The organism is Pseudomonas sp. AK106 (assembly GCF_053903055.1).
In genome coordinates this window covers 1,787,778-1,813,926 of the sequence record NZ_CP096426.1, presented here as the reverse complement: position 1 = coordinate 1,813,926, position 26,149 = coordinate 1,787,778, and the positions used below count along the sequence as shown (strand labels likewise).

Here is a 26,149-nt window from a genome sequence, read left to right as displayed (position 1 = left end):
TTCGCCCTTTATCACTGACCCAGGGTCAGGACCTTCTGCATCATTGTTTTCGCGGTATTCATGATTTCCGCGTTGGTCTGGAACGAACGGCTGGCCGAGATCATGTCGGCCATCTCGTTGACGACGTTGACGTTCGGGTAATAGACGTAGCCGTTTTTGTCAGCCGAGGGGTGGTTTGGCTCGTAACGTGCTTCGAGGTTTGAGGCGTCTTCGATGATGCCGGAAACCTGTACGCCGGTGCCGGCCTGGCCCTGGTCTTCGAACAGCGAGGCGCTGCCGCCGGATTCCTGACCCTGGAAGACCGTGGCGAACACCGGATGGCGGGCGCGGTAGGTCTTGTCCATGCTGGAGGACACGGTTTCGGCGTTGGCGATGTTGCTGGCCACGGTGTTGAGACGAGTGTTCTGGGCACTCATGCCGCTACCGGCAATATTGAAAACACTGGACAGGGACATGGATTACTCTCCGCGCAGGGCTGCAACGAGCCCTTTGAATTTGCTGTTGAGCAAGGTGAAGCTGGCCTGAAAACCGATGGCGTTTTCGGCGTAGTTGGCATTTTCGACCTGGGAGTCGACGGTGTTCTGGTCCAGCGACGGCTGCGACGGGGTGCGGTAGAGCAGGCTGGCTTCGCCATCGCTCATGCCTTCGGCTTCGATGTGACGGCTGTTGGTCATGTCGAGGGCGAAGTGGCCGTTTTTGCTTTTGTCGCTTTCGGCGGCCAGGACTTTGGAGAAGTCAAGGTCACGGGCCTTGTAGTTGGGGGTGTCGGCGTTGGTGATGTTGTTGGCCAGCACTTCAGCACGCTGGGCGCGGAAGTTGAGCGCTTTTTCGTGGATGCCGAGGGCGTTTTCAAAACTGATGCTCATGTCGGGACCTTTGAGGGCTGACCAGATGTACGTGCAGGAGTTATAGCAAGGTGCGTGCCACTTGCTGAAAGTGCCGTTTTTAGCGGGCTGCAGGGGTGTTGGTGTTGGGGGATGACAGAAAAGCGGCAAGGGATTTCCGCTCGATGGGAGAAAAGCGGCAAGGGCGGTGCCGTTTTTTTGCCGTTACATGGGTCCGTGCTCGGCCCTGCTGACCGGTTAACAGCATCTGCCTAACGGCAGATATTTCGCCTTCGGCGAGTTACTTGGAAAAGCACCCCAAGTAACCAAGGGTGCTTGCTCCTGGTTAGGCCCCTCGTATCTCGGGGTTCCCTCACTCCGACGACGCTCCGTGGGCCCGCGCCGAACGGACATCCATGTCCTGACGGCGCTCTCGCGGCATCCATGCCGCTCGGCCCACTGCGCGTCGTCTGCGTTCGGCCTGCACCCAAGTCGCGATTGTCGTCGTCTGGGCTGGCTGTGCACGAAGATCAAGAGCAGATCAAAGGCTTCCCGGCTGAAGCCGGTCCTACTAATACACCGCGTGCTTTTAGTGGGACCGGCTTTAGCCGGGAAGACGTCAGAGGGCACGCCACGAGACTGATCGTTCCCTCGCTCCGCGTGGGAATGCCGCTCCGGACGCTCCGCGTCCCGCAGACGACGCACATTCAGGCCGTGGAAGTGACGCAGAGCGTCACGGGATGCATACCCACGCGGAGCGTGGGAACGATCAGATATCTCTGACACGGCGCGCACGTCGTAGGACCGGCTTTAGCCGGGAAGCTGTTGATCTGTTTTAAAGCGCTTTTGATCTTCTTACACAAAAGGCTCAAACACCGCAAAACGCGACTTGGGTGCAGGCTGAACGCAGGTCTCGCGCAGTGGGCCGAGCCGCAGGGATGCGGCGAGAGCGCCGTCAGGACATGGATGTCCGTTCGGCGCGGGCCCACGGAGCGAGACCGGAGTGAGGGTATTCCGACGGAGGAGGAACCCAACCAGGAGCAAGCACCCTTGGTTACTTGGGGTGCTTTTCCAAGTAACTCGCCGAAGGCGAAATATCTGCCGTTAGGCAGATGACCTACAGCGCCAACACAAAACAAAAAACCCCGCCTAAGCGGGGTTCTCATCAAATCAAAAGCGCAGCCAATCACTTGGCCTGATAAATAATCCCGGGACTGCACTGCACCATCTGATAGTGATCCGGCAACCCGTTCAACGCCTCAGACGCCCCAAGGAACAAATACCCCCCCGGCTTCAAAGTCGAATGAATGCGCAACAGAATGTCCTTCTTCACATCCGCCGAAAAATAAATGAGCACGTTCCGACAGAACACGATATCGAACTTGCCCAACGCCGCATAACTGTCCAACAAATTGAACGAACGGAACTCCACACGGCTCTTGATCGGCGCCTTCACCGTCCAGCGCCCTGGCGTCTTCTGATCGAAGAAACGCTGCAGACGGTCCGGCGACAAACCCCGGCCGATGGCCAGACTGTCGTACTCACCTGTCTTGCAATTGTTCAACATCAAACCCGACAAATCCGTCGCCACAATCTGCACACCCGACTTCAACTGCCCCGGGTTACTGCGCTCGAACTCATCAATCGACATCGACAGCGAATACGGTTCCTGCCCCGAAGAACAGGCCGCCGACCAGATGCGCAAACGCTGGTTGGGGCTGGCCTTCATCGCCTCAGGCAAGACCTTGTTCTTCAGCACCTCGAAGGGGTACGTATCGCGAAACCACAACGTCTCGTTGGTCGTCATCGCGTCGACCACCTGCTCGCGCAAGCCACTGCGCGGCTGGGTCTGGATACGCTGGATCAGCTCGCCCAACGACTTGATGGACTGCTGCTCCATCAACTTGTTGAGGCGGCTGGAGACCAGATACTGTTTATTTTCACCCAGCAAAATGCCACAGGCTTTTTCCAGGAATACCCGGAACTGATCAAAATCCAAATTACCTGTAGACATGCCGCCCCTCAAATCATGTGAACAGCAAGGAGGAAAATCCCTCCTCAGCTGATATCCGCCGCCTTGATACGATCCACTACCCTCGCCGCCAGATCATCCGGCCGGAACTTGGCCAGGAAATCATCAGCGCCGACCTTCTTGACCATCGCCTGGTTGAACACGCCCGACAGCGAGGTGTGCAACACGATATGCAGCTTCTGCATGCGCGGGTCGCTGCGAATCTCCGCAGTGAGGGTATAGCCATCCATCTCCGGCATTTCAATGTCGGAAATCATCATCAGGAATTCTTCTTCAGGCTTCTTGCCCTCTTCCACCAGTTTGCGCAGGTAATCGAGTGCCTGACGACCGTCATTCAACGCCGTGACTTCCACGCCGACGGTTTGCAGGCAACGCGTCACCTGTTTGCGCGCCACCGAGGAATCATCGACCGTCAACACGCGCAAGGACAACGCCTTGTGCTGCACCTCCGCCGTGACCACGCCGACCGAGATGTTCTCGGAGACCGGCGCCACTTCGGCGAGGATCTTCTCGACGTCGATGATCTCCACCAACTGATTGTCGAGACGCGTCACCGCCGTGAGGTAGTGATCGCGGCCCGTGCCCTTGGGCGGCGGATGAATGTCTTCCCAGTTCATGTTGACGATGCGTTCCACCGCATGCACCAGGAAGCCCTGAATCTTGGTGTTGTACTCCGTGATGATCACGAATGAATTGGCAATGTCAGACAGCGGCTTGCCGCCGGTCGCCAATGCCAGATCGAGGATCGGGATGGTCCCGCCACGAATGTTTGCCACTCCGCGCACAATCGGACTGGATTTGGGCATGTGGGTAAGTTTCGGGCACTGAAGCACCTCTTTTACCTTGAACACGTTGATCCCATACAACTGCTTGCCATCCAACCGGAACAGCAACAGTTCAAGGCGGTTCTGCCCTACCAGTTGAGTGCGCTGGTTTACTGAATCCATCACACCAGCCATGCACCACTCCTCCCAAAACGACCAATTGCGCTACCGGATCGGTAAGCGGCACGGGCCTTGCTATTTACTCATCATGAACACACAAACGACAGTATCCCGACGCCCGGCACCCGCAACCCGCAGCTTTCTCTGCGTGCTGGTCGCGCTGTGTCTGTTGTGTGCTGCCAGCCTGAGCCGCGCAGACAACATGACCCTGCCTGAAACACTTATCGGCGTGACCCAGGGCTTTCTTGAATTCACAGTTGAAGACTACATGTCGACCAACCAAACCGCCGGCCGCTACGAGATCGAAGTCAAGCAGCTGGATCCGCGTCTGCGTATGCCGCTGTGTGACAAGGATTTGACAGCATCACTGGAAAGCCCGGCCCAGCCCATCGGCCGCGTCACCGTGAAGATACGTTGCGAAGGCACCTCGCCGTGGACGGTGTTCGTGCCGGCCCAGGTCCATCTTTACCGCAATGTGGTCACGGCCGTGCGGCCAATGAAGCGCGACGCGATCGTGACTGAAAACGATGTGGCGCTGCGCGAACGTGACGTGAGCCTGCTGGGGCAAGGCTTCCTGGATTCAGTCGATCAGGCAGTCGGGCAGAAAGTTGTCCGACCAACGGTCATCGACCAGATCCTGACGCCCGTCCATCTCGACCAACCGCAAATGGTCCACAAGGGCGATCAGGTCGTCATCAGCGCGCGCAGCGGCTCAATGAGCGTGCGCATGCCGGGCGAGGCGTTGTCCGACGGCGGTTTCAACGAGCAAATACGGGTGAAGAACCTCAATTCGCAACGGGTGATCAAGGCCAACATCGTTGCGCCCGGGCAAGTTGAGGTTGCTATGTAACCCACATGTGAAGGTAAGACCTCTGGCGCTGCGCTTGCGCTTTTCCTACACTCGGAACCCCAGTGCTCCGCGCGACGTCCATTCGAGACTGTTTTCGCGCGAGCCCTAAAGTTATTCCGGGTATGGCCGAAACCAAGGCAAGCGTCCTAGAACCCAGAGGTTTTTCAATCATGGTCATCGACTTCAATCGTTTGAATAGCTCCACTCCCGTTGGCGGTACAACACGTACGGCCAGCACCAAGGAAGCCAGCAAAACCGAAGCTACGGCAGCGGTCAGCGGCACCTCGAGCGTGCCCGGCAGTGGTGAGGCAGTACATTTGAGCAGCGAAGCTCAACAGTTGCAGAAGATCAGTGATTCGTTGCGTGATCAGCCTGTCGTCAACAGCGCCCGTGTGGCTGAGTTGAAGCAGGCGGTCGCCGACGGCAGCTATAAGGTCGACAGCAATCGTGTTGCTAGCAAACTGCTTAACTTCGAAGCCCAGCGCTAGCCCCAGGTCTGCGCAGGGGCTTCTGGACGCTTAAACACCAGGGCATGCGATGCAAGACACTACATTGCTTCAACTGATCACGGACGACATTGCGCCAACCCGGCATCTGCTGGACATCCTGAAGGCCGAGTCAGTGGCGCTTCACGGGCGCAATATGGTCGAGATGGAACACATCCTGGCGCAGAAACAGGCGCTGGTGATCGTGCTCGAGCAGCATGGACGCCGACGTACCCAGCTGATGACCAGCCTGGGTCTGCCCGCCAATCGTGCGGGACTCGAAGAAGTGGCGAAACATTCGTCAGTGGGTGAAGCCCTGTTAACCGCAGGTGATGAACTCAGCACACTGATGAGTGAATGCCAGGCCGCCAACGAACAGAACGGCAGCCTTATCCAGCTCCAGCAACTCACCACGGCACAGCAGTTGAGGATTCTCAACGGCGGCGATACCCCGACGCTGTATGACAGCCGCGGTTCGACGTCGGGCAAGGCCAGGCCACGTCCGCTCAGCCAGGCGTAAGTTCTTGTATCAAGGTGCGCACCGTGATGGCAATATGCCGCACGCTGAACGCTGCCGTTATTTGCCTGGAGATGGATAGACCGTGAATGCCTCAAGCGCGGAAGATGTTCCGCAGCCCCCGAAGGTACTGACCACCCCGTTGGAAATCGCCGCCAATCTGCGGCTGCTGATGGAAAGTCATGACCCGTTGATCATCACGTTTCACGAGCGCACCCAGCGGTTTCAGAGCTACGTGATCGACGTCAATCGCGACACCAACGAGATGATTTTCGACGAGATGATCCCCCGTGACGGTGAGCGTTTCCTCGCCAGCGGTGAGCCCTTCCGGGTAGAAGGCTTTCACGACGGCGTGCGCATCGCCTGGGAAAGCAAAGACCAACTGACCGTCATTGCAGAGCCGCGCAGCTATCGCGGGCCTCTGCCTCAAGAAGTCGTTTATCACCAGCGCCGCAACGCGTTCCGCGCGGCGCTCAAGCTCGCGTCCCTGATCGATGTCGAGATCGGTGGCGACCGGCTTAAATTCCCGTTGCGCGGCAAGCTGCTGGATGTCTCCGCCACCGGCTGCAAGCTACGGTTTGAAGGCGATGTCTCGGAGCGCATGCAATTGGGTCAGGTCTATGAGCGGTTCATCGCTTCCCTGCCCTTCGGCAACATGACCACCCCGGTGGAACTGCGCCATCTGCACTTCGAAGAAAGAATCAACACTACATTCGCCGGTGTGCGCTTTCACAACATGAGTGGATTGGTGCAGCGCCAGGTCGAGCGTTTTGTGTATCAACTGCAGCGCGAAGCGCGACGCTTCGACAAAGACGACGATTTCTGACCGTTGTCGGTGGCTCGGCTGGCGTGTTTCAGGGCGTGCCGGCGGGTGAAGCAGGACCGTCCTCAGACGGGAATAGACGCTTGAGTACACCCTCAATTTTGCGGTGTAACGAAGGATGCCTTCCCGGCTAAAGCCAGTCCTACTGAGGGGACGCGGTGTGACAGTGGGACCGGCTCAGCCGGGAAGACGTCCTCGTGGCCACCCTCGGTTTTGCGGTGTCGCGGCGGTCTCGGGAGGGACCGCCCCCCCATCACAAAGGCCGATCCACCCCAACATCCCGACGCACCTCAACCGCCTCCTCCGGCCCAGCCGCATCAGGTTCAGCAGCCACTTCCTCATCCATAATCGCCACCGGCCGCACAACGCCCTCACCCGACGCCACAACCCGCTCCACCATCTCTGGCTGTACTTCTGCATCGGCCGCCGCATCCGGCGCAACCTCTGACGAAACCTCTGGCTCGGGCTCAACGTCCTGCATCTGATCCTGCACCACCTGTTCATCCACACGCGGGTCAAGGGCGACCACCAGCGGCGAGCTGGACATGCTGTCGGGCATTGCAATGTGGTGCAGCGGGGCGTCTTCGACCTGGTGCAGGTTGGTGACGGCTTTCGGACGGATACGCAGCACTAGCACCAGCGCCACGAAGCAGACAAAGGCATAGAGCATGTTGCTGCCGAACATCTTCATCAGCACGCCGGACACCAGCGGGCCGATACTCGCGCCGACGCCATAGGTCATCAGCAGCATGGCGGTCAGCGACACGCGCCGCTCGCCTTCGACGTGGTCGTTGGAAAACGCCACGGCCAACGGGTACAGCGAAAACTGCAGCAGGGATGCCAGGAAACCCACCGCCAGCAGCAGCTCCATCGGCACACTCGGGAGGATCGCCAGAGGCAGCGATGCCAGCACCAGCAAGCCGGCGACGCCACGGATCAGCCAGGCACGGTCATAGCGGTCCGAGAGTTTGCCCAGCGGGCCTTGCACGATAAGGCCCGCGCCGATGCAGCTGGCCATGAACAGACCGACATGCTCGGTGGACAGTCCCTGTTGCGCGGCATACAGCGGCGCCAGGCCGTAGAACGAGCCGATGATCATGCCGGCGCTCAACACCGTGGTCAGCGACTGCGGCACACGGCGCATGAAGAACAGCGGCTCCAGCGGTGCCGGGTGCATGGGCGCCGGGTGAATGCTGCGGGTCATTGCCACCGGCACCAGGCACAGCGCAAAGCACATCGCCACGAGCATCAGCAGTTCAGGGCCGAGCTGCGGGTGAATGACCAGAATCAGCTGGCCGAGCACTAGCCCCAGGTACGAGGCGATCATGTAAAGGCTGAACACGGTACCGCGCTGCTTGGGCGAGGCCTGCTCGTTGAGCCAGCTCTCGATGACCATGTACTGACACATCATGCCCAGGCCGACGATCATCCGCAGGAAGATCCACGCCGGGAGATAGTCGAACAGCCCGTGGCCCAGCACCGCGGCGCCGACGATACCGGCGCACGTGGCGTACGCACGGATGTGCCCGATCCGGCCGATCAGCCGGTGGCCGATCTTGCCGCCCAGGGCCAGACCGACATAGTTCGCCGCCATCAACGCACCGACCCACAGGCCATCGACCTGATCGGCGGCCAGACGCAAGGCAAGGTAGGTGCTGAGCAGGCCCGAGCCGATCAACATCATCAGCGAGGCAAAATACAGCGCTCGAAAGGACTTCCAGATTTGGCGCATAGCTTTCCAAAAGACGGAAACCCTCGATTTCAGAGGATTTCCGAACAGCGATTCTTAAGCCTGAGCGGCCAGAACGCGGCGCTCCCAGGGGGTGATTTCGTTGAAGAAGCTGGTCAGTTCCAGGGTCTTCGACGCGACGTAGCCTTCGATGAATTCGGCACCAAACAGTTCCTTGGCCAACGTGCTGCGAGTCAGACGTTCCAAGGCAGCGTGCAAGGTACATGGCAACGACAGATTATCGGGCACGACGAACTCACCTTGAATCGGTGGCGACGGTTCGAGCCTGTGCTCAATACCATGAAGCCCCGCAGCCAGACTGGCCGCAATGGCCAGATACGGGTTGGCGTCGGCGCCGGGCAGACGGTTCTCGACCCGACGGGCGACCGGTGCGCTGGCCGGAATGCGCAGGCCCGCCGCACGGTTGTCGTGGGACCAGCAAGCATTGTTCGGCGAAGCAAACGGATGGCACAGGCGCTGATAGGAATTGACGTTCGGCGCGAACAGCGCGGTGAAGTCGGCCATCGCCGCCTGCTGCCCACCGATGAAGTGATGGAACAGCTCGGTGGCCTCGCCCTGATCGTCGCTAAAGATGTTCCGGCCGGTGGCGGTCTCGACCACGCTCTGGTGGATGTGCATTGAGCTGCCGGGGGTGTGCGCCAGCGGCTTGGCCATGCACACCACGATCAAGCCGTGCTTGAGCGCGACCTCCTTGAGCATGTGCTTGAACAGGAACGTCTGGTCGGCCAGCAACAGCGGGTCGCCGTGCAGCAGATTGATCTCGAACTGGCTGACGCCCATCTCGTGCATGACGGTGTCGCGGGGCAGACCCAGCGCCGCCATGCAGGCATAGACCTCTTTGAAGAACGGCCTCAGGCCGTTGTTGGAAGTGATGCTGAACGCCGACTGGCCGTCTTCGCGACGACCGTCCAGACCGACCGGCGGCTGGAAGGGCTGGCTTGGATCGGAGTTGGGCGCGAAGACAAAGAATTCCAGTTCGGTCGCCACCACCGGTGACCAGCCATGGCAGGCATAGCGGGCAATCACCGATTTGAGCTGACCGCGGGTGGACAGCGGTGACGGCTGGCCGTCGAGTTCGTCGGCGTCGCAGATCGCCAGGGCGCGCGGCTCATCGCTCCACGGCAGACGATGGGTCTGCTGCGGGTCGGCGATCAGGGCCAGGTCGCCGTCGTCGCTGCCGTAGAATTTCGACGGCGGGTAGCCGCCCATGATGCACTGCAGCAGCACACCCCGCGCCAGCTGCAACCGACGGCCTTCGAGAAAGCCCTCGCCGGACATCACCTTCCCTCGTGGCACGCCGTTCAGATCCGGCGTGACGCATTCAATTTCATCAATGCCCATCAGTCGCTGCGCGAGTGAATGGTGGTCATCGCTGCTCATGACTCAAATCCTTTTTCGTGGGGCACGCCGCAGTGCGGCAAGGCGTACAAAATAAGCGTCGGGCGTTCGGAATATCAAGCGCATCTTTGCAGCACGGCGGGTTGGCCGGGTTCTTGCTTTTTCGGTGCCATAGCGCCGCAAACGCCATTTCGATGACGGCGAGCGTTCGACGACGCCAGCCAACACAGCGCGGGCGTTCCGCCGTGCGTCCACGAGCACAGCCCGCAGCGCGTCAGAGAGCACAGGAAGCTTATGAGTAAAACGATCCCGGTCACCCAGCCTTTGCTGCCGCCGCTGGAAGAGTTCATGCCTTATCTGCAGCAGATATGGGACAGCAAGCGCCTGACCAACGCAGGCCCGTTCCATGAAAAGCTGGAGAAGGACCTGGCTGCGTACCTGGGCGTCGATCATTTGTGCCTGTTTTCCAACGGCACACTGGCGCTGCTGACCGCATTGCAGGCCTTGCGCGTGACTGGCGAAGTCATCACCACGCCCTACTCGTTTGTCGCCACCGCCCATTCGCTGCTGTGGAACGGGCTCAAACCGGTGTTCGTCGACATCGCGCCGGGCACCTTCAACCTCGACCCAGACCGCATCGAAGAGGCCATCACCCCGGCAACCACCGCGATCATGCCGGTGCATTGCTATGGCATGCCGTGTGACGTCGACCGCATTCAGCAGATCGCCGACCGTTATGGCCTGAAGGTGATTTACGACGCCGCTCACGCCTTCGGTGTGCAGCACCAGGGGCAGAGCCTGTTGCGCAACGGCGACCTGTCGGTGCTCAGCTTCCACGCCACCAAAGTCTTCAACACCTTCGAAGGCGGCGCGATCATCTGCCCCGACGCGAAGACCAAAAAGCGCATCGATTACCTGAAGAACTTCGGTTTTGCCGATGAAGTGACCGTCGTCGCCCCCGGCATCAACGGCAAGATGAGCGAGATCAACGCCGCGTTCGGCCTGTTGCAGCTCAACTACATCGACGGCGCGCTGGAACGCAGAAAGCAGATCGACACGATGTACCGTGAAGCCCTGACGCAGATACCCGGCATCGATTTGCTCTGGAGCCCCGGCGAGCACCACAACTATTCCTACTTCCCGGTGCTGGTGAGCGACGCCTTCCCCATCAGCCGCGACGCCTTGTTCGAGCGCTTTCGCGAGCAGGACATTCTGGTCCGGCGCTATTTCTATCCGCTGATCTCGTCGTTCCCGATGTACCGCAGCCTGGAGTCGGCCAAACCGGACCGCCTGCAGGTGGCGAGCGATGTGTCGAATCGGGTTCTATGCCTGCCGATCTTCGATAGCCTGACCCCGAATGAATTCGCCCGCATTATCGCGATCATGCAGACGGTGCTGGCCGAGCACCGCTGAGCCGCGCCCACATTCACATCGCCGGTCCGCACCCATGAGCGCAAACCGGCGCCCGTCATCCGTCGCAAGGTAACCCGATGAGCGCTTCACGCCTGGTCAGCATCGTCATTCCCGCCTACAAACCCACGTACTTCGAGTTGGCGCTGCGCAGCGCATTTGCCCAGGACTACGATCAGCTGGAGATCGTGATCTGCGACGACTGTCGTGACGGCGGCATTCGCGCGCTGGTGGATCAGTTGACGCCGGAAAGCCCGTTCCCGATTCGTTATTTCTTCAACGAACAGTCACTGGGCGAAGCGCTGAACGTCGCACGCGGCATCAAGGAGGCGCGCGGCGCGTACATCAAGTTTCTCTACGATGACGACCTGCTGGAACCCGAGTGTGTCAGTGCGCTGGTCGAGCTGCTGCATGGCCATCCGGACATCACCCTCGCGGCGGCAACCCGTCGCCTGATCAACGAAAACGGCGAGTTCCTGCGGGAGAACATGCTGACGGTGTTCCCGTTCAAGGAAGACGTGGTCATCCACGGCCCGGAGCTGGTGGCCCTGCTGTCGGAACTGCCGTTGACGTTTATGGGCGAACCGAGTTCGGTGATGTGCCGGCGTGACAGCGCGCTCGCCTATGGCCAAGACCTGATGGCGCTCAAGGGTCTGCCGATCCACTGGCTTGGCGATATCACCCTGTACGTCAAACTGCTGCGTGAGGGCAATCTGGCGTTCATCAGCCGTCCGCTGTCGCGCTTTCGCATGACCGACACCCAGAGCAGCAGCATTGCGCGGGCCACGCCGCAGATCGCCAAAGAAGGTCACGCCAACTATTACCGCATCACCAAAGAGCTTGAGTGGCTTCGCCCGCTGGCCGACAACGGCGACGTCAAGGTCGCGCCGCTGCATGATCGGGAGAACTTCGTCCCCTTCAATCTGCGTGCCTGGTTCTTGCAGAAGTCGGCAACGGAGGTCCGCCACGACCAGATCCAGGAGTGGGCCTGGCAGCGTCGCCCCGCCGGGCCGCAGAAGCCGCACATCGTGCAGTACTTCCAGCAGCACAACGGCGCGCCGACCTTCGCGATCATCGTCTCAGATCTGCATAACCGCCAGCAGGCACTGGTCAAGACCCTGGTAAGTGTCGAGGCGGCCACCCGCGGCTGGATGCCGCCACGGGTGTTCGTGCTCTACGACGGCAGCCGCGAGACGCCGCAACAAGTGGCGGACAACCCGGCTGTGTATGTGCCGGTCACGGGGCGCAACTGCGCAGCGGCGCTCAACCGGCTGATGGATGAGCAAGGCTTCGACTGGTTTCTGATGCTCGATGCCGGCGCGACAGTCAATGTCGCCGGGCTGTTCAAAGCGGCGGTCAAAATCAGCGAAGGGCCGACCACCCGGGCCCTGTTCGCCGATGAAATTGCCCAGACCCAGGACGACACGTCGGAAGTCATGCTGCGGCCGGACTTCAGCCTCGATTACCTGCTCAGCTGCCCGGGGGTGACCAGCAAGCACTGGATCTTCAACCGCTACTCGGTCATTGATGCCGGGCGGTTCGATGCGCACTACCCCCAGGCGCTTGAACTGGACCTGATCCTGCGCCTGATCGAGCACGATGGCATGGGTGGCCTCGAACACATTGCCGAGCCCCTCGTCACCCATCGACCGCAAGCGCGGGAGTCGAACCTCGATGAAGCGCGAACGCTGCAGCGCCACTTGCTTGCCCGAGGCTATGAAAACGGCCAGGTGATCGAGACACGCCCTCGGCAGTACCAGATCAAGTACGGCCACGCGGGTCAGCCCAAGGTCTCGATCATCATTGCCACTCGGGACCAGATCCTGCTCCTGCAGCGTTGCGTCGAGAGCATTCTGGAGAAAACCACGTACCCGAATTACGAGATCCTCATCGTCGACAACGACAGCCAGACGTCTGAGGCCATTGACTGGCTGAACGGCGTCGCGGCCATGGGCCTGGAGCAGGTGCGGGTGTTGCGCCATCCGGGCGAATTCGACCGCTCGGCCCTCTACAACAGTGCGGCACGCGAGGCGACCGGCGATTACGTGTTGCTGCTCGACACCAGCACCGCGGTGTTGCACGGCGACTGGCTCGACAACCTGCTCAATCATGCGCAACGGCCCGAAGTCGGCATCGTCGGCGCAAAACTGCTGGCGCCGGACAACACGATCCGCCACGCGGGCCTGATCCTCGGCTTGCACGAGCCTGTCACCCCGATCTTCAGCGGCCAGAGCGGCGCCAGCGAGGGCTACATGCAGCGGCTGGCGGTGGATCAGAATTACAGCGCGGTCAGCGACGCCTGCCTGATGATCAGCCGGGCGCTGTTCGAAGCGGCGGACGGGCTGGATGGCGGTGAGCTGAACACCCGTTATCGCGGCGTCGACCTGTGCCTGCGGGTGAAGGAATCCGGGCGGTTGATTGTCTGGACGCCCCACGTGGTCCTGCTGCACGAGGCCGCGCAACTTCCAGAAGCGGTCCCGCCCGAAGCGCCAGACGACGAGGCCAGCGCTGCGCTGTACCGCAAATGGCTGAAGTACATCGCCCATGACCCTGCGTACAACGATAATTTTTCAGCCCGTGCCCAGGGCTTGCAGCTCGAAATCAATACGGCGTTGACCTGGCGGCCGCTGTCATGGCGGCCCTTGCCGATCGTGCTGTCCCACCTGAACGACCTCTGCCCGGCGAGCCAACGCCTGAACGGTGCGCTGGAAACGCTCGCTGACGCACTGCTGATCGAGCCTGTGTCCGTGCCTGACGTCCTGACCCTCGGCGAGTTCGCCCGCCTGCGCCCGGAAGCGGTGATCCTCCAATGCCCCTTGAGCGAAGCGTCCCTTGACGATATCCGCACAATCAAGGCGCACACCCAGGCGCTGCGCCTCTGCGACATGGATCAATACCCGCCGTCAGCCGAGCGATTGCCCGGCGCGCCTCTAGCCCAACAACTGCGTGACGGTCTTGAGACCAGCCTTGCACTGATGGACAAGGTGGTGGTGTCCAGCCCAGGGCTGGCCAATGAACTGAGCGCGCTGCATCCGCACATCGAGGTCATCGAAACCCGCTTGAGCGAACGCTGGCAGCGGGTGCAGTGCCATTCGCTGCCCCATGACAAGCCACGGGTCGGCTGGGTCGGCACGCAGGCGGAAGTAAACGATCTGGCGCTGATTGCGGACGTGATCGAAGCATTCGCCGACCGGGTCGAGTGGATCATCATGGGCCCGTGCCCGCAGGCCCTGCGCCCTTATGTTCATGAATGGCGCAGCCCGGTGGAAGGTGTCCTGTATCCCGGCGTGCTGGCGTGTCTGGACCTGGACGTCGCCCTGATTCCCGCTGACCACGATGTGTTTGGCGAACACAGAAGCTGCCGCCTGGCGCTGGAGTTCGGCGCCTGTGGCTATCCGGTCATCGCCACCGACGTGCAGGGCCTGCGCAACCACCTGCCGCTGACGCGGGTGCAAAACACAACGGCCGCCTGGACCGACGCCATCGACCAGCACCTCAACGATCTGGACGAATCAAAACGACTCGGGCAGGCCTTGAAACAACGCGTGATGAGTGACTGGACGATGGATGAGGCGTATCTGCAGCGCTGGCGCCAGGTGTTGCTGGACCGCTGAATAAAAAGGGCTCCTTCGTGGAGCCCTTTTTGTACCGGTGAACAGGCACTTTACGCGCTTGAGGGTGACCCATTCGCTCACCAGCGAATCACGCACCCACCCCACGAATACCCCACGCCGAAACCCACCGCCGTGATCACGCTGCCGGGTTGCACCTGGCCGTTCTTCAGCGCTTCTTTCAGCGCGATGGGAATGCTGCACGACACCGTGTTGCCGCAGTGCTTGAACTCGGTGATGAATTTCTCCGGCGGCAGCTTCAGCCGGCGGCGCAGGGCTTCGAGCATGAACTGGTTGGCCTGGTGAAAGACGAACAGGTCGGAATGCTCGACCGTGAATTGCTCGTCGAACAGGGAGGCGAACAACGCCGGGACCCGGGTCATGGAGAATTCGAAGATCGCCGGGCCGTTCATGTACAGGTCCGCGTCCGAACGGACATTGCCGCTGTCGTCTTCGTACTCGACGGGCATGTGTTCCACGTCGAACGGCCGGCGGGCAGCGCCCATGGGCACGATCAGGTTGTTCGCCCCGCCGCCGTCGCTGCCGTAACGAAAACGATCGAGGCAAGGCCCCTCCTCGTCCGACGCTTTGATCAACGTGGCGGCCGCCGCATCGCCGAACAGCGTACGCACGCTCTTGTCCCGGGGGTTGATGTAGCGGCTGTAGGTTTCGGCGGTGATCAGCAGCACGTTCTTGCACTGGCCGGATTCGATGAAACCTTTGGCAATGCCCAGCCCGTAGATGAATCCTGAACAGCCCTGATTGAAATCGAACGCGGCGCAGTGCTGCGGCAGTTGCAGGCGATGCTGCAGGATGCAGGCGGTGGCCGGGAGCATGTGATCGGGGCTTTGGGTGCAGTAGATCAGGCAGTCGATCTGCTCGCGCGGCGTGGCGCTGGTGGCGAAGAGTTTTTCGCAGGCGCGAAACGCGAGGTCCGAGGCGGTCTCGTCGTCGGCAACGATGTGCCGCTGACTGATGCCGGTCTTCTGGAAAATCTTGTCGACGTCCCACTCCGGAAACGCGTCGGCCAGCATCTGGTTGTCGAGCACGCGCTCAGGCAGTTCGTATTCGATCTCGGCAATTCGAGCGTAGGTAGGCATGTCGTTCTTATCCTGAGATGCACTTGGCCGGCACACCGAAAACCACGCTGCCGGGTTTGACCGCCCGCAGCACCACGCTGCCCGCGCCGACCACAGCCCCTTTGCCGACGCGCACCTTGGGCAGCACGGAGGCGCGCGAACCGAGGAACACTTCGTCTTCCAGCACCGCGCCGCCGGTCAGATCACAGTGCCCGCTGAGGGTCGAGAACTGGCCGATGACGGTGTCATGGCCGACGGTACACAGCGAGTTGATCGTGACGAAATCGCCAACGACCAGGTCCACCGACAACACTGAAAACGGGCACACCAGCACGCCCCGCCCGATGGTCACGTTCTCGCCGACGATCGCCGTGGGGTGAATCAGCGTGAAAAACGCCGCGCCCTTGGACAGCAGCTTTTCCACCACGTATTTCTTGTCAGCGGGCTTGCCGATGGCGCAGAGCAGCAGCTCATCGTCGGCCGGTTCGTAGGCGTCGATGGTCGAGATAATGTCGGCGTAATGACTGAAGCGATTGAGGGACAGGCTGCCATCATCGATGAAGCCGCCGATGACGTAATCCGGGTTGTGCTCGACCCAGTCCTTGAGCCAGGAATGGACCTCCCGGCCCAGACCGCCTGCGCCGACGATAATGAGTTTTGTGGTGTTCATTCGGCCAGGTAACCTCCATCGACAACCAGCGAAGTACCCGTGACCCAGCGCGCGGCCGGTGACAGCAGATAATTGACGGCGTAGGCCACGTCCAGCGGATGACCGAGCCCCAGCGGATGTTTGCGTTCGATGGCGGCCATGGCGTCTTCGCCGACCAGGCCTTCGAGCTTCTGCGCCATTTCGGTCTTGATCACGCCAGGTGCGATGGCGTTGACGCGGATGCCTTCCCGCGCCAGCTCAAGGGCGGCGGCGCGGACCATGGATTCGACCGCGCCCTTGCTCGCGCAGTAACCGATCAACGCGGGTTGAGCGACCTGAGCCATGACCGAGGACAGCATGACGATGCTCGACGGGTTGCGGCACACGCCTTTTTGCCGGAACGCCTTGATCAGGGAAAACCCGGACGTGACGTTGGTGGCAAAGATGGTTTCCCAGTGGTCCAGGCCCATGGCCCGAATCGGCAACGGTAATTGCACGCCCGCGGCATGCACCAGACCGTCGAACGGCGAGCCATTGCGGGACAGGCCTTTCAGCCAGGCGGACACATCGCCGCCACCCAGAAAATCGAACACCTCGACCGAGTGACCTTCGCCGTGCAGCTGGCTGAGGGTTTCCTCCAGGCGCTGAGTGTCACGGGCCACGGCGACGATGCGCGCGCCCTGCCGGCTCAGCCAGATGGCGACTTCACGGCCGATCCCGGAGGACGCGCCCGTGACCAGGATGGACATGCCGTCCAGTGAGAAAGGATTGCTCTGCACTTACGCCTCGCTACTGTCTGTGCCGACCAGGGTCAGCGGGCTGATCCACGTGTTGTCGAGATCGACGACGCACCCGGCCCACGAATACCCCACGCCGAAACCGGCGAGCAGGTGCTGGCCGTGCAGGGTCGATCCGCTGTCGGCCGTGGCCGCGTTGGCGCTGAGACTCAACGCCAGGGGAATCGACGCGCTGCTGGTGTTGCCGACGTTCTGCAGATTGAGCACGACCTTTTCCGCCGGCAATTTAGTCTTCTTCGCCAGGTGCTCCAGCATGAAGCGGTTGGCTTGGTGGAACACATAGTTGTCGATGGGGCGTTGCTGCTCCTCGGCGTGTTGTTCCAGCGTACGCACCAGCCCCGGCACGCGGGCCAGGGTGAAGGCGAAGATCTCGGTGCCGTTCATGTACAGGTCGAACGGCCCGCGCACGTTGTCTTCACGGGTGGAGCCATCGGCCCCCTTGCGGTCACGAAACCCGCCGCCGGGGACGATGAGGTTCTTCTCGCCACGGCCGTCGGTGCCGAGCACAAACGGTACGCCCGCAACAGTACTGTCGTGGTCGAGGAGCGTGGCGGAACCGGCATCGCCAAACAGCGCGGCCACCGAGCGATCGCCCGGCGCCACCAGTTTGCTGATGGTGTCGCCGACCAGCAGCAACACCCGTCGGCTGCCGCCACCGGCGATCATCGCCGAGGCCATCCATAACCCGTACACGTAACCGGAGCAGCCCATATTGACGTCGAACGCTGCGGTGGTCACCGGCAATCCAAGGCGCCGCTGCAAGGTGCAGGCGGTGGCCGGGAGCACGTAGTCCGGGGTCTGGGTGATGAAGATCAGCGTGTCGATGGACGACTTGTCGATGCCCATATCAGCCAACAGACGCTCGGCCGCCTCGACACACAGGTCCGAGGTGCACTGGTCCTGCACCACATGCCGGCGTTCGATGCCGGTGCTGGCCATGATCTTGGCGATGCTCTCGTCGCCGAAGCGCCCGGTCAGGTCCGCGACATCTGCCACGGCCTTGGGCAGCGCACAGGCGATGCCCCTGATTTTGACGTTGGCAATGCTGCGCACTGCGTCAGCGTTACTGCCCGTGACGCTACTCATACCCGTTCCTCGCCAACCGTTGTAGCGGCACCGGCCTGTCGTGCCCACTCCGCGCAGGACGCCCGAAAATGCAGAAGCTTGGCTTCCAGCGAGCTGTAATAACGCGGGGCATGCCAGGACCAGGTGTCGCCAGGAATTCTCTTGCAGATAGTGTGATCTTCTTCAAACACGGTCCGGTTGTTGTCGGCCGTGGAGGTCATGAACGTGGACACGATCTCGTCGTATCGCTCGGACGCGGCCCGCAGCGGGTACAGCTGGCTGGTGAACCAGGTCCGGTCGGGTTGGCCAGAAGGAAAGAAATTCTGCATCGACCACGAATAACCGTAGGTCGAGGACAGCATCGAAAACGGATACAGAAAAAGGCTCACGTACCCTGCGTAGGCCTCCCGAGGGGCGAAAAAGCGCGACAGGCTTTGCAGCCGTCGGGCGACTTTTTCATTCTCTACCGGGGCGTACCAGATGGAGTTCTCGCCGTAGAACACATTCTCGCCGATGCCCAGTTTCAGGGTCGCCAGGGTGTCCCGGTGCACGAGGGGGATGTGGTACGGCTCGAGGGCGTTTTCCAGGGAAATTGGCCAGTCGGCTTCGAAAACGTAGCGATTGAAGTCCGCAGGCTTGTTCAAATTCGGCGTTGTCTGCTCAAGCAGCGTGAAGATGTGCTGACCCAACTGGTCAAGCAGCGACGCCCGGGGCTCGATGGCAAAAAACACCAGCTCGCCGCAGGTCGCCAACTTGAAGAAGTTCAGGCTGGCGCTGCCGATGTCACAGCCGACAAAACGCTTGGCGTCCGGGATGCGCAGCTGTCCGGCGGCGTAGTTCCAGCCGTGGTAGGGACACAGGATCCGCTGCTGGCCGGCGTCTTCGGTGAAAAACCGCGTCCCTCGGTGGGGGCAGCGGTTGTCGAAGGCGATCAGATTGCCCGCATCGTTGAACACCACGACTTCGAAATCCAGCACGTTGAAGCGCACAAAATCCTTGTCGTCGGCCACCTGCGACTTCAGGCAAAGCGGATGCCAGTAGGCTTTCACCAGGTCCGGCGCGATCCGTTGTGAGGCTGTGCACGTCATGAGTCTGTCCAGAAAACGGGGGACACGCTTCAGGGCGCCACACCGAGGGCCGCATGGCGGCCCGGATGATGAAACGCTTACGCCTGGAAGCGCAGGATTCGGATACCGGGGGTTATTCCGAAACGAGCGTAATGACGTCCCGGACGGTTTCGCACTTGTTCAGGCGCGAAGCCGAAATGGTTTTCTCCAGGCGCTCGTCGACCAGGGCCATGAAGGTGACCAGGGCAATCGAATCCCAGTCCAGCGGCTGGTCAACCTTGAGGGTGCCCTCATCGGCTTCCATCGCTTCTTCGATCAGCGCGACGACTTGCTCTTCCAGTGCCACTGCTTGCTCTACCATCTCTCGCCACTCCACAGAACTTGATCGGACGCCTTCGCCGATGCGTGGTGGGACTGAAGCAAGTTCCGAACCAGAACCCGAAAAGCAGGTGGCGGAGCCCTGAATACAAGGGCTGCAGGCCATGTGAGTAAAAACGCGGAATTCAGGCGAGACAAAAAAACGGCGCGCTCGAGATCCGACCAGGCCGTTGAATTGACTGCGGCCAACGACGTAGGTCAGGCGTTCTGCGATCAATTGTGGGAGCGAGCTTGCTCGCGAAGACGCCGGTACACCCCGTCTATCTCCAGCGGCGAAATGCCGTCTTTGCAGGCCACTATTGTGGCCCGCGCTGGATCAGCGCCCACCGTCATTACTCTGCAGTTCTTTCGTCACCGATTGTCGCGCCACGCATGTGAAACACCAGCATCGTGCCTTCGATGTGGTACAGCTCCAGACTGCCAGCCAGCTCTTCCAGGTAGCGAGTCAGCTCCGGGAATTGTGGGTTACCGTAGTCGTGCCAGACGATGCAACTGCTGTCGCCGCCCAGCATCTTCAGCGAATTTTCGGTGTCGCGCTTGACGTACTCATACTCGTGGTTGGCATCGACGAAGATGAAGTCGAACTTGCCCGCGTAGGGCGACGGATCGAAGGCCATGGAGTCCTGCAGAATCTGCCGAACCATTGCCTTCTTCGGCGACTGATTGTACTTGCGGCTCGACAGCACGGCCTTTTCGGCAAGCAGTTTGTCATCGCCCTGGAACACGATACCGTCGGTGTCCGGCAGGTCCAGCGTGTAAATGCGTGGCTCGCTGTCGCCGTTGTCCGGCAGGTCTTCCAGCACCAATCGGGTGGTGCGCCCGTCGAAGGTGCCGAACTCGAAGACGAAGTCCGGGTTGATGGCGCGGACCAGCTTGAGCAGCATGACCGACTCAAATGCCGTCAGGCTGCCTGCGCCGTCGGCGGGGGGCATGAAGAATTTGACCTCTTCTTCCCGGCCGTCCTCGATGCTCAGCACACGGTAGGGCCGAATGTGCATCAGCGCTGAAGGGGCGTACGTCCGGGTCGCGAGACAGGTATCCATTTTCTCTCCTCAAGTCGGGTCTGGCGCTGAGCAATGCGCGGTGCGCAGAGGCCGATAAGCCTCGTCAGCTTTAACAATGTTCGGGGTCAATAACGACTGATCACGGCAACGCGCGAACCGTACGCCGCATTGAGTCATTCGGTGGTACCGCTCGCCCTGTGTACGGCGTCGGCCTTCAACTGCGCCAGTTCTTTCTCGTAGTTAACGATTTTCAGAATGCGCGAGTTAACGAAGTGGCGGGTGATGTCCTTCGGCGAAAAAAAGACATCGGTCTGCCATTCGCCGCAGATGAGTTCTTGCCCGGTAGGGTCGTCGGCCGGCTGAATAATCATGTCGGCCAAGATGCGATCAACCCCTGAAATGTTCGGTCCCGACTCATGCCACAGGCGACTGTCCATGATCACGAAATCGCCCGGCGCCAGTTCGGGGGTGACGGTCGGCCACTGCACATCGAAACTCGCTGGATTGATTTCACCGGCATCGCCGAGCGAGCCCAAGGCATGGGAGCCCACATGAAAAGTCATGCCGCCGTTGTCTTTGTTCACCGCACTGATTGCCACAAAAACGCTGCACTTGTTGCTATTGCCAGCGTGATAACAACTGTCCTGGTGCAGGAACACTTTGTTGGCACTCAGCGCGTCTTTGATGACAAAGCGATGGTTATACAACGCGATGTGCTCGCCCATGAGCGGTTTGAGCGTCGAGGCAAAAACCGGCTCGCGGTACATGTGCGCGAGGCCTTCAGGCAATTGTTCGTTGAGCGATACCGGGTTGGCGCGATTGACGTCCCGCCCCTTTTCCAGCACCTCCCTGTAAAAACGTTTCCACTCGTTCTGCCATGCATCAACCACGTCCCGGGGCACGGCATTACGCACCACAAAAACGCCCGTCTTGCGAAACACGTCAACGTCGAATGCCTCGGACGAGAGCCGGGGAATCAGCGCGTCGAGGGATTTCACGCTGTTGTGCACGGCGTTGTTCATATGAAGCGGAACGTCAGTTCGCTGTCTTTGGTTTCCTTGAACTTGTTGCAACGGGCAAGGACGTTATACCGAATCGGGAACAGTTCACGGTCCGGGGATTCAAGGATATCGATCTCGACGATATCGAAATCGCGCAGCAACGCATTCCAGCCATGTTCGGTGATGCGCCAGCAGTCCGGGCTCGGGCCATGGATGCGCCAGTTCAGCGGTGCGGAAATCAGCAAATAACCCTCGTGTTTGAGGATGCGGCGAATTTCCTTGATGGTGTCGAACGGGTTCAGCGTGTGCTCGATGACTTCCATACAGACGACGCAGTCATAGGCGCTGTCGGCAATGAATTCGTTCTTGCGGGTTATATCGCCAACAAGGGTCGGGCCATAAGTGTCAACGATGTCGAAGGTATCAACGGCAAACTGGGTGAAGCTTTCCCTGACCAGCGAACGTTCCTGGGGGCCGACTTCCAATAAACGTCCGGTCTGTTCGTGGAGCGACTCGGCGGTCTTCTTGACGAAGTGCTGCAGGTGATCACGGGCCAGCTGGAAGGTGTCGTTATCGAATTTCGAAGGTGTCGCCATGATAAGTCCCGCTGTCTGCCTGGGGCAGTGATTGGAAGATAACCGGCGTTAAGCAAAGACGCCTGTCTTTCGAGTATCGGCATGAATCCGACGATCATTAATCTACTCAAGCACGCTTTCCATCAGGCCTCAAGACCTATCACGCGAGCACAACTGGCCACCCCCACAGGGCCACTAATTGGCCAGTAACTTCGAGTTTCACGACGAAACCTGATGCCCATCCGTTGGCCGGGATATTGCTTCACCGGATGTTCATGCCCGAGGCGTCATTTTCATGACGGGTCGCTTGCGCCCCCCGTTCTCCTGTCAATGCGCCGATGTTCGAGGCACGTTTTTTAACTACCGGATACCCCCATGGATTCTCAACGACTGGTTAGCGTCGTCATCGCCGTCTGCCGCACCGAGTTTTTTGAAACCGCGCTGAGCAGCGTGATCGGGCAGACCCACGATGCCATTGAAATCGTGATCTGCGACGACGCCACCGACGGTCTGGCAGAAACCGTGACGGATCTGTACCGGGCGTCGGGCCAGTGGCCGATTCGCTACCTGCGCAACGAATCTCCACTGGGCGCTGACGCCTGTTTCAACCGCGCCGTTGCCGAAGCTTCCGGGCGGTACATCAAGTTCATGGCCGGTGACGCCGTGCTGGCGCCGGACTGCATTCAGCAGATGGTCGCGGCGCTGGAGGTCAATCCTCAGGCCTCACTGGTGGCGGCGCACCGCCAATGGTTGAACGCCGAGGGCGCGGCGCTGCAAGAGAATCTGGCGACCCGTTTTCGCGTCAGCGAGCCCACGGTATTCAACGGGCCTGACATCGTCGGGCTGCTGGGGGAGTTCACCTGCGATTTCATCGGTGAGTTGAGCGGCGTGCTGTGTCGCCGCGACGACCTGTTGGCGTTGGGCGCCGACCTGTTCGCCCTCAACGGCGAGTCCGTGGGTCCGCTGGGCAATCTGGCGCTGTACGCCACCTTATTGCACGACGCCGAACTGATCATGCTGCCCGCCACGCTGACGGGCACGCGCATCGCGCCGCAGCAGTTGACCCAGCAGGGCATCGAAATTGTTGGCACGGACAGCGATCATCTGCCCGCGTTTCACCGGCTGATCCGTGAAGCCGGGTGGGCCAGCACCTCGCTGGACAACGGCTGGGTCGGCGCCCGCCCGTTGTCGGCGACCCAGGGCTTTACCGATTTCAATCTGCTCGCGCAGTTGTCTGCGCCGTTGCCGCAACGGCTCAACCCGCAACAGGTCGAGGCCTGGCTCGGTCATCGCGTCCCGACGCCCGAACAGCGAACGCAGATCGACCGGCACCTGGCCGACGTCGGCGCGCCTTCGCTGTTGGTGGTGATCAAGGATTTTGGCGACGCCCCGGAGAAGGTTCAGCGCAGCCTCGACAGCCTCGCTTCCCACGGCGCCCTGCACGCCGCGATGAACGTGGTGGTGTTGACGGACGCGACCGTGCTCCCGACCCTCGCCCTCGGAGTTCGATTGAACACGGTGTCCATCGGCAACCGGAACACCGCCGCACTGCTCAACCAAGTGATTGAAGCCCAGCGTTTCGACTGGCTGATCGTGATCGACGCCGGCACCCAATTCACGCCATTCGGCCTGACTGCCAGCGCGCTGAAGCTGCTCGAGTCCCCTGACGCCCGTGCTGCCTTCGCCGACGAAATGCACCGGCGGCCTCGGGGTGGTCTGAGTTCGGCCATGCGCCCGGACTTCAACCTCGACTACCTGCTGAGCTACCCGCTGCTGACGGCGGGTCACTGGCTGTTCCGACGGGAGACGATTCTGGCCGTCGGCGGCTTCGACGAACGCTTCGCGGATGCTGCTGAATTCGACCTGATCTTGCGGTTGTATGAGCGTGAAGGCGCCGGGCAGATCATCCACATCAGCGAACCCCTGCTGGTCTGTGACCTGCCGGAAGCGGTGGACAATCCCGACGAAATCGCGACGCTGCAGCGCCATCTGCAGGTGCGCGGCTACCCCCAGGCGACCATCGAACACACCCTGCCCCGCCGCTACCACGTGCAGTACGGCCACACCGATCAACCGTTGGTGTCGATCATCGTCCCGACCAAGGATCAGCTGCCGTTTTTGCAGCGTTGCGTCGAAACCCTGCTGCACATCACCCGCTACCTGAATTACGAACTGCTTATCGTCGATAACAACAGCGAAACCCCCGAAGCCCTTGAATGGCTGGCGCGCATCGACGCCCTGGGCTCGGCGCAGGTGCGTGTGTTGCGTTACCCGCACCCGTTCAACTATTCCCGCATCAATAACGTCGCCGCGGCCCAGGCCAAGGGCGAGTACCTGGTGCTGCTGAACAACGACACCGCCATCGTCCACAGCCGTTGGCTCGATGAATTGCTCAATCACGCGCTCCGGCCTGAAGTCGGCGTGGTCGGCGCGAAGTTGCTGTTCCCCAACGGACGCATGCAGCATGCCGGCGTGCGCCTGGGCATGGACGGCCCGGCCGGTCATCAGCACATCGGTGAGCCCGCACACATTCAGGGCTACATGCAGCGCGTGCAGGTGGATCAGGATTTGAGCGCGGTGACGGCGGCGTGCCTGATGGTCCGCCGCTCGATCTACGAGGAGGTCGGCGGGCTGGATGAAGAGGCCTTCGTCGTGTCCTACAACGACGTCGATCTGTGCATGAAAGTTGGCGCCCTCGGCTACCTGAATGTCTGGACGCCCCATTCGGTATTGATTCACGAAGGCAGCGTCAGCCAGACCCACGTCGACACCGCCACCCAGCAGGCCAAGCGCAAGCGCTTCGTCGGCGAGCAACTGGCGATGTACCGCAAATGGCTACCGACCCTGGCGAACGACCCCGCCTTCAACACCAATCTGTCGTTCGACCTGCAATCGGTCGAGCTCGAACTCAACATGCCGCTGGTCTGGCGGCCAATGGCCTGGCGCCGTGACCCGGTGGTGCTGGCCTACCCTGAAGGCCTTTGGGCCTCGCCCCACGAACGAGTGATCGCGCCGTTCGAGACGCTGCACGCCACCGGATGGGTGGACGGCATGCTCAGCAGCCAGCCGCTGTCGATTCCTCAGGAAGGACGGCTCAAGCCGAATGTCGTGGTGTTTCAGGCCCGGCTGGACGCCGACCACCTGCAAACCATCGCCCGCGCCCAGCTGCTGCCGGATGCCTTCGTCGTGCTCGACATCAATGACCTGCAACTGGGCTCCCGGACGCCGGGCGAAGACCCGTTCGCCTTCGATGCCGAGTGCGTTGACCTGCTGCAGAAGAGCCTCCATCAGGCCCATCGCGTAATCGCTTCGACCCAAGTGCTCGCTGATATCGCCGGGGAGTTTCACGCGGACGTTCGATTGCTGCCTTCGCGCCTGTCGCCGCAGATCTGGGGCTACCTCGTCTCGCGCCGTGGAGTGGGTGGCAAGCCGAGGGTCGGTCTGGTCAGTGATCGCTGGCAGCCACAGGATCTGCATATGATCCTTGCCGTGGTCGAGGCGCTGGCAGAAGAGGTGGAGTGGATCGTGCTGGGCGATGACCAGGGCGTGCTGCGCCGCCATGCCCATGAATCCCATGACCGGCCGCCCGCCGAGCATTACGCCACAGCCGTCGCCGGACTGAACCTCGACCTGGCCCTGCTTCCCGCCGTGGATAACCCGTTTGGCGCCTGCAAGAACAACATCACCCTGCTGCAACTCGGCGCCTGCGGCGTGCCGGTGATCTGCAGCGACGTTCGCGCCTACGCGGGGGATTTGCCGGTGACGCGGGTGCCCAACACGCTGGAGGCCTGGGTGAACCTGGTTCGCGCCCACACGATGGATCTGGCCAGCGCGGCGCTGCTGGGCGACGACTTACGCAAACAAGTGCTTCGCGACTGGATGTTCGACGAAGAGGCTGTTCAGGCCTGGCGCGAGGCGTGGTTGCCCTGAGACCAAAGGCGCCTCATCAG

Annotated in this window: 22 protein-coding genes; 7 read left to right on the top strand and 15 right to left on the bottom strand. The window is 61.1% G+C overall.

All coding sequences use genetic code 11. From position 1 onward, the window contains the following. Positions 1-11: 11 nt before the first annotated feature. The 4 genes from flgC to M1E04_RS08265 form a co-directional block, all read right to left on the bottom strand. On the bottom strand, positions 12-455 hold the full coding sequence (gene flgC, locus M1E04_RS08280) for a flagellar basal body rod protein FlgC (protein ID WP_065987260.1): 444 nt from the start codon (positions 453-455) through the stop codon (positions 12-14). A gap of 3 nt (positions 456-458) precedes the next feature. Continuing rightward, positions 459-866 (bottom strand): flagellar basal body rod protein FlgB, encoded by a 408-nt coding sequence (gene flgB, locus M1E04_RS08275; protein WP_065987259.1) that lies wholly within the window; start codon positions 864-866, stop codon positions 459-461. A gap of 1,144 nt (positions 867-2,010) precedes the next feature. Further along, on the bottom strand, positions 2,011-2,838 hold the full coding sequence (cheR, locus tag M1E04_RS08270) for a protein-glutamate O-methyltransferase CheR (protein ID WP_065987257.1): 828 nt from the start codon (positions 2,836-2,838) through the stop codon (positions 2,011-2,013). 44 nt (positions 2,839-2,882) lie between these two features. Then, positions 2,883-3,815: a chemotaxis protein CheV gene (locus M1E04_RS08265; protein WP_065987256.1), complete on the bottom strand. Its 933-nt coding sequence runs from the start codon at positions 3,813-3,815 to the stop codon at positions 2,883-2,885. Between the two features lie 73 nt (positions 3,816-3,888). Between M1E04_RS08265 and flgA the strand changes: the two genes are divergently transcribed. From flgA to M1E04_RS08245, 4 genes are all read left to right on the top strand, one after another. Further along, complete coding sequence (flgA, locus tag M1E04_RS08260) at positions 3,889-4,650, top strand: flagellar basal body P-ring formation chaperone FlgA (protein ID WP_192130015.1); 762 nt, start codon at positions 3,889-3,891, stop codon at positions 4,648-4,650. 170 nt (positions 4,651-4,820) lie between these two features. Further along, a complete protein-coding gene (gene flgM, locus M1E04_RS08255) occupies positions 4,821-5,138 on the top strand; it encodes a flagellar biosynthesis anti-sigma factor FlgM (RefSeq protein WP_065987255.1) in 318 nt (105 codons plus the stop codon). A gap of 49 nt (positions 5,139-5,187) precedes the next feature. Further along, on the top strand, positions 5,188-5,655 hold the full coding sequence (locus tag M1E04_RS08250; protein WP_065987254.1) for a flagella synthesis protein FlgN: 468 nt from the start codon (positions 5,188-5,190) through the stop codon (positions 5,653-5,655). 82 nt (positions 5,656-5,737) lie between these two features. Continuing rightward, positions 5,738-6,478 carry a flagellar brake protein gene (locus M1E04_RS08245; RefSeq protein WP_141695117.1) on the top strand — a complete coding sequence of 247 codons (741 nt, stop codon included), beginning with the start codon at positions 5,738-5,740 and terminating at the stop codon, positions 6,476-6,478. 250 nt (positions 6,479-6,728) lie between these two features. Here M1E04_RS08245 and M1E04_RS08240 read toward each other — a convergent pair whose 3' ends face one another. After that, positions 6,729-8,207: an MFS transporter gene (locus M1E04_RS08240; protein ID WP_192130014.1), complete on the bottom strand. Its 1,479-nt coding sequence runs from the start codon at positions 8,205-8,207 to the stop codon at positions 6,729-6,731. 54 nt (positions 8,208-8,261) lie between these two features. Then, entirely contained in the window at positions 8,262-9,503 is a 1,242-nt protein-coding gene (locus tag M1E04_RS08235; protein WP_456293164.1) for a glutamine synthetase family protein, read from the bottom strand. A gap of 354 nt (positions 9,504-9,857) precedes the next feature. On the opposite strand from M1E04_RS08235, the gene vioA reads away from it, so the two are divergent. Both vioA and M1E04_RS08225 read left to right on the top strand, forming a co-directional pair. Next, the gene (vioA, locus tag M1E04_RS08230) at positions 9,858-10,976 is read left to right on the top strand and encodes a dTDP-4-amino-4,6-dideoxy-D-glucose aminotransferase VioA (RefSeq protein ID WP_369318572.1); all 1,119 of its coding nucleotides are present in this window, start codon (positions 9,858-9,860) and stop codon (positions 10,974-10,976) included. Between the two features lie 77 nt (positions 10,977-11,053). Continuing rightward, positions 11,054-14,587, top strand: coding sequence for a glycosyltransferase (locus tag M1E04_RS08225; protein WP_456292743.1), 3,534 nt, complete (start codon positions 11,054-11,056; stop codon positions 14,585-14,587). A 77-nt stretch (positions 14,588-14,664) separates the two neighbouring features. On the opposite strand, the gene M1E04_RS08220 is transcribed toward M1E04_RS08225, so the two are convergent. The 9 genes from M1E04_RS08220 to M1E04_RS08180 form a co-directional block, all read right to left on the bottom strand. After that, positions 14,665-15,684, bottom strand: a complete 1,020-nt coding sequence (locus M1E04_RS08220; protein ID WP_456292742.1) for a ketoacyl-ACP synthase III — start codon at positions 15,682-15,684, stop codon at positions 14,665-14,667. Positions 15,685-15,691: 7 nt separating this feature from the next. Further along, positions 15,692-16,333, bottom strand: coding sequence for an acetyltransferase (locus M1E04_RS08215; RefSeq protein ID WP_410933872.1), 642 nt, complete (start codon positions 16,331-16,333; stop codon positions 15,692-15,694). Next, positions 16,330-17,091, bottom strand: coding sequence for an SDR family NAD(P)-dependent oxidoreductase (locus M1E04_RS08210; protein ID WP_296311675.1), 762 nt, complete (start codon positions 17,089-17,091; stop codon positions 16,330-16,332). Before M1E04_RS08210 ends, M1E04_RS08215 begins: the two co-directional genes overlap by 4 nt. Beyond that, positions 17,092-18,195 (bottom strand): 3-oxoacyl-ACP synthase III family protein, encoded by a 1,104-nt coding sequence (locus M1E04_RS08205; protein ID WP_456292741.1) that lies wholly within the window; start codon positions 18,193-18,195, stop codon positions 17,092-17,094. Next, positions 18,192-19,262, bottom strand: coding sequence for an aromatic ring-hydroxylating oxygenase subunit alpha (locus tag M1E04_RS08200; RefSeq protein ID WP_296311666.1), 1,071 nt, complete (start codon positions 19,260-19,262; stop codon positions 18,192-18,194). The genes M1E04_RS08205 and M1E04_RS08200 overlap by 4 nt, the downstream gene beginning before the upstream one ends. A gap of 112 nt (positions 19,263-19,374) precedes the next feature. Beyond that, positions 19,375-19,602: an acyl carrier protein gene (locus M1E04_RS08195; RefSeq protein WP_237254702.1), complete on the bottom strand. Its 228-nt coding sequence runs from the start codon at positions 19,600-19,602 to the stop codon at positions 19,375-19,377. Between the two features lie 349 nt (positions 19,603-19,951). After that, a complete protein-coding gene (locus M1E04_RS08190) occupies positions 19,952-20,662 on the bottom strand; it encodes a class I SAM-dependent methyltransferase (protein ID WP_296311657.1) in 711 nt (236 codons plus the stop codon). A gap of 134 nt (positions 20,663-20,796) precedes the next feature. After that, the gene (locus M1E04_RS08185; RefSeq protein WP_456292740.1) at positions 20,797-21,645 is read right to left on the bottom strand and encodes a phytanoyl-CoA dioxygenase family protein; all 849 of its coding nucleotides are present in this window, start codon (positions 21,643-21,645) and stop codon (positions 20,797-20,799) included. Further along, on the bottom strand, positions 21,642-22,220 hold the full coding sequence (locus tag M1E04_RS08180) for a class I SAM-dependent methyltransferase (RefSeq protein ID WP_065987244.1): 579 nt from the start codon (positions 22,218-22,220) through the stop codon (positions 21,642-21,644). Before M1E04_RS08180 ends, M1E04_RS08185 begins: the two co-directional genes overlap by 4 nt. 354 nt (positions 22,221-22,574) lie before the next feature. On the opposite strand from M1E04_RS08180, the gene M1E04_RS08175 reads away from it, so the two are divergent. Continuing rightward, positions 22,575-26,129 carry a glycosyltransferase family 2 protein gene (locus tag M1E04_RS08175; protein WP_456292739.1) on the top strand — a complete coding sequence of 1,185 codons (3,555 nt, stop codon included), beginning with the start codon at positions 22,575-22,577 and terminating at the stop codon, positions 26,127-26,129. Positions 26,130-26,149: the final 20 nt, after the last annotated feature.

Coding starts and splice junctions, on each gene's coding strand:
- M1E04_RS08215 (WP_410933872.1), bottom strand. CDS start 16,333: ATGAACACCACAAAACTCATTATCGTCGGCGCAGGCGGTCTGGGCCGG.
- M1E04_RS08240 (WP_192130014.1), bottom strand. CDS start 8,207: ATGCGCCAAATCTGGAAGTCCTTTCGAGCGCTGTATTTTGCCTCGCTG.
- M1E04_RS08220 (WP_456292742.1), bottom strand. CDS start 15,684: ATGCCTACCTACGCTCGAATTGCCGAGATCGAATACGAACTGCCTGAG.
- M1E04_RS08250 (WP_065987254.1), top strand. CDS start 5,188: ATGCAAGACACTACATTGCTTCAACTGATCACGGACGACATTGCGCCA.
- M1E04_RS08265 (WP_065987256.1), bottom strand. CDS start 3,815: ATGGCTGGTGTGATGGATTCAGTAAACCAGCGCACTCAACTGGTAGGG.
- vioA (WP_369318572.1), top strand. CDS start 9,858: ATGAGTAAAACGATCCCGGTCACCCAGCCTTTGCTGCCGCCGCTGGAA.
- M1E04_RS08205 (WP_456292741.1), bottom strand. CDS start 18,195: ATGAGTAGCGTCACGGGCAGTAACGCTGACGCAGTGCGCAGCATTGCC.
- M1E04_RS08180 (WP_065987244.1), bottom strand. CDS start 22,220: ATGGCGACACCTTCGAAATTCGATAACGACACCTTCCAGCTGGCCCGT.
- M1E04_RS08200 (WP_296311666.1), bottom strand. CDS start 19,262: ATGACGTGCACAGCCTCACAACGGATCGCGCCGGACCTGGTGAAAGCC.
- flgA (WP_192130015.1), top strand. CDS start 3,889: ATGAACACACAAACGACAGTATCCCGACGCCCGGCACCCGCAACCCGC.
- flgB (WP_065987259.1), bottom strand. CDS start 866: ATGAGCATCAGTTTTGAAAACGCCCTCGGCATCCACGAAAAAGCGCTC.
- M1E04_RS08190 (WP_296311657.1), bottom strand. CDS start 20,662: ATGGATACCTGTCTCGCGACCCGGACGTACGCCCCTTCAGCGCTGATG.
- M1E04_RS08175 (WP_456292739.1), top strand. CDS start 22,575: ATGGATTCTCAACGACTGGTTAGCGTCGTCATCGCCGTCTGCCGCACC.
- flgM (WP_065987255.1), top strand. CDS start 4,821: ATGGTCATCGACTTCAATCGTTTGAATAGCTCCACTCCCGTTGGCGGT.
- cheR (WP_065987257.1), bottom strand. CDS start 2,838: ATGTCTACAGGTAATTTGGATTTTGATCAGTTCCGGGTATTCCTGGAA.
- flgC (WP_065987260.1), bottom strand. CDS start 455: ATGTCCCTGTCCAGTGTTTTCAATATTGCCGGTAGCGGCATGAGTGCC.
- M1E04_RS08235 (WP_456293164.1), bottom strand. CDS start 9,503: ATGTCCGGCGAGGGCTTTCTCGAAGGCCGTCGGTTGCAGCTGGCGCGG.
- M1E04_RS08185 (WP_456292740.1), bottom strand. CDS start 21,645: ATGAACAACGCCGTGCACAACAGCGTGAAATCCCTCGACGCGCTGATT.
- M1E04_RS08225 (WP_456292743.1), top strand. CDS start 11,054: ATGAGCGCTTCACGCCTGGTCAGCATCGTCATTCCCGCCTACAAACCC.
- M1E04_RS08195 (WP_237254702.1), bottom strand. CDS start 19,602: ATGGTAGAGCAAGCAGTGGCACTGGAAGAGCAAGTCGTCGCGCTGATC.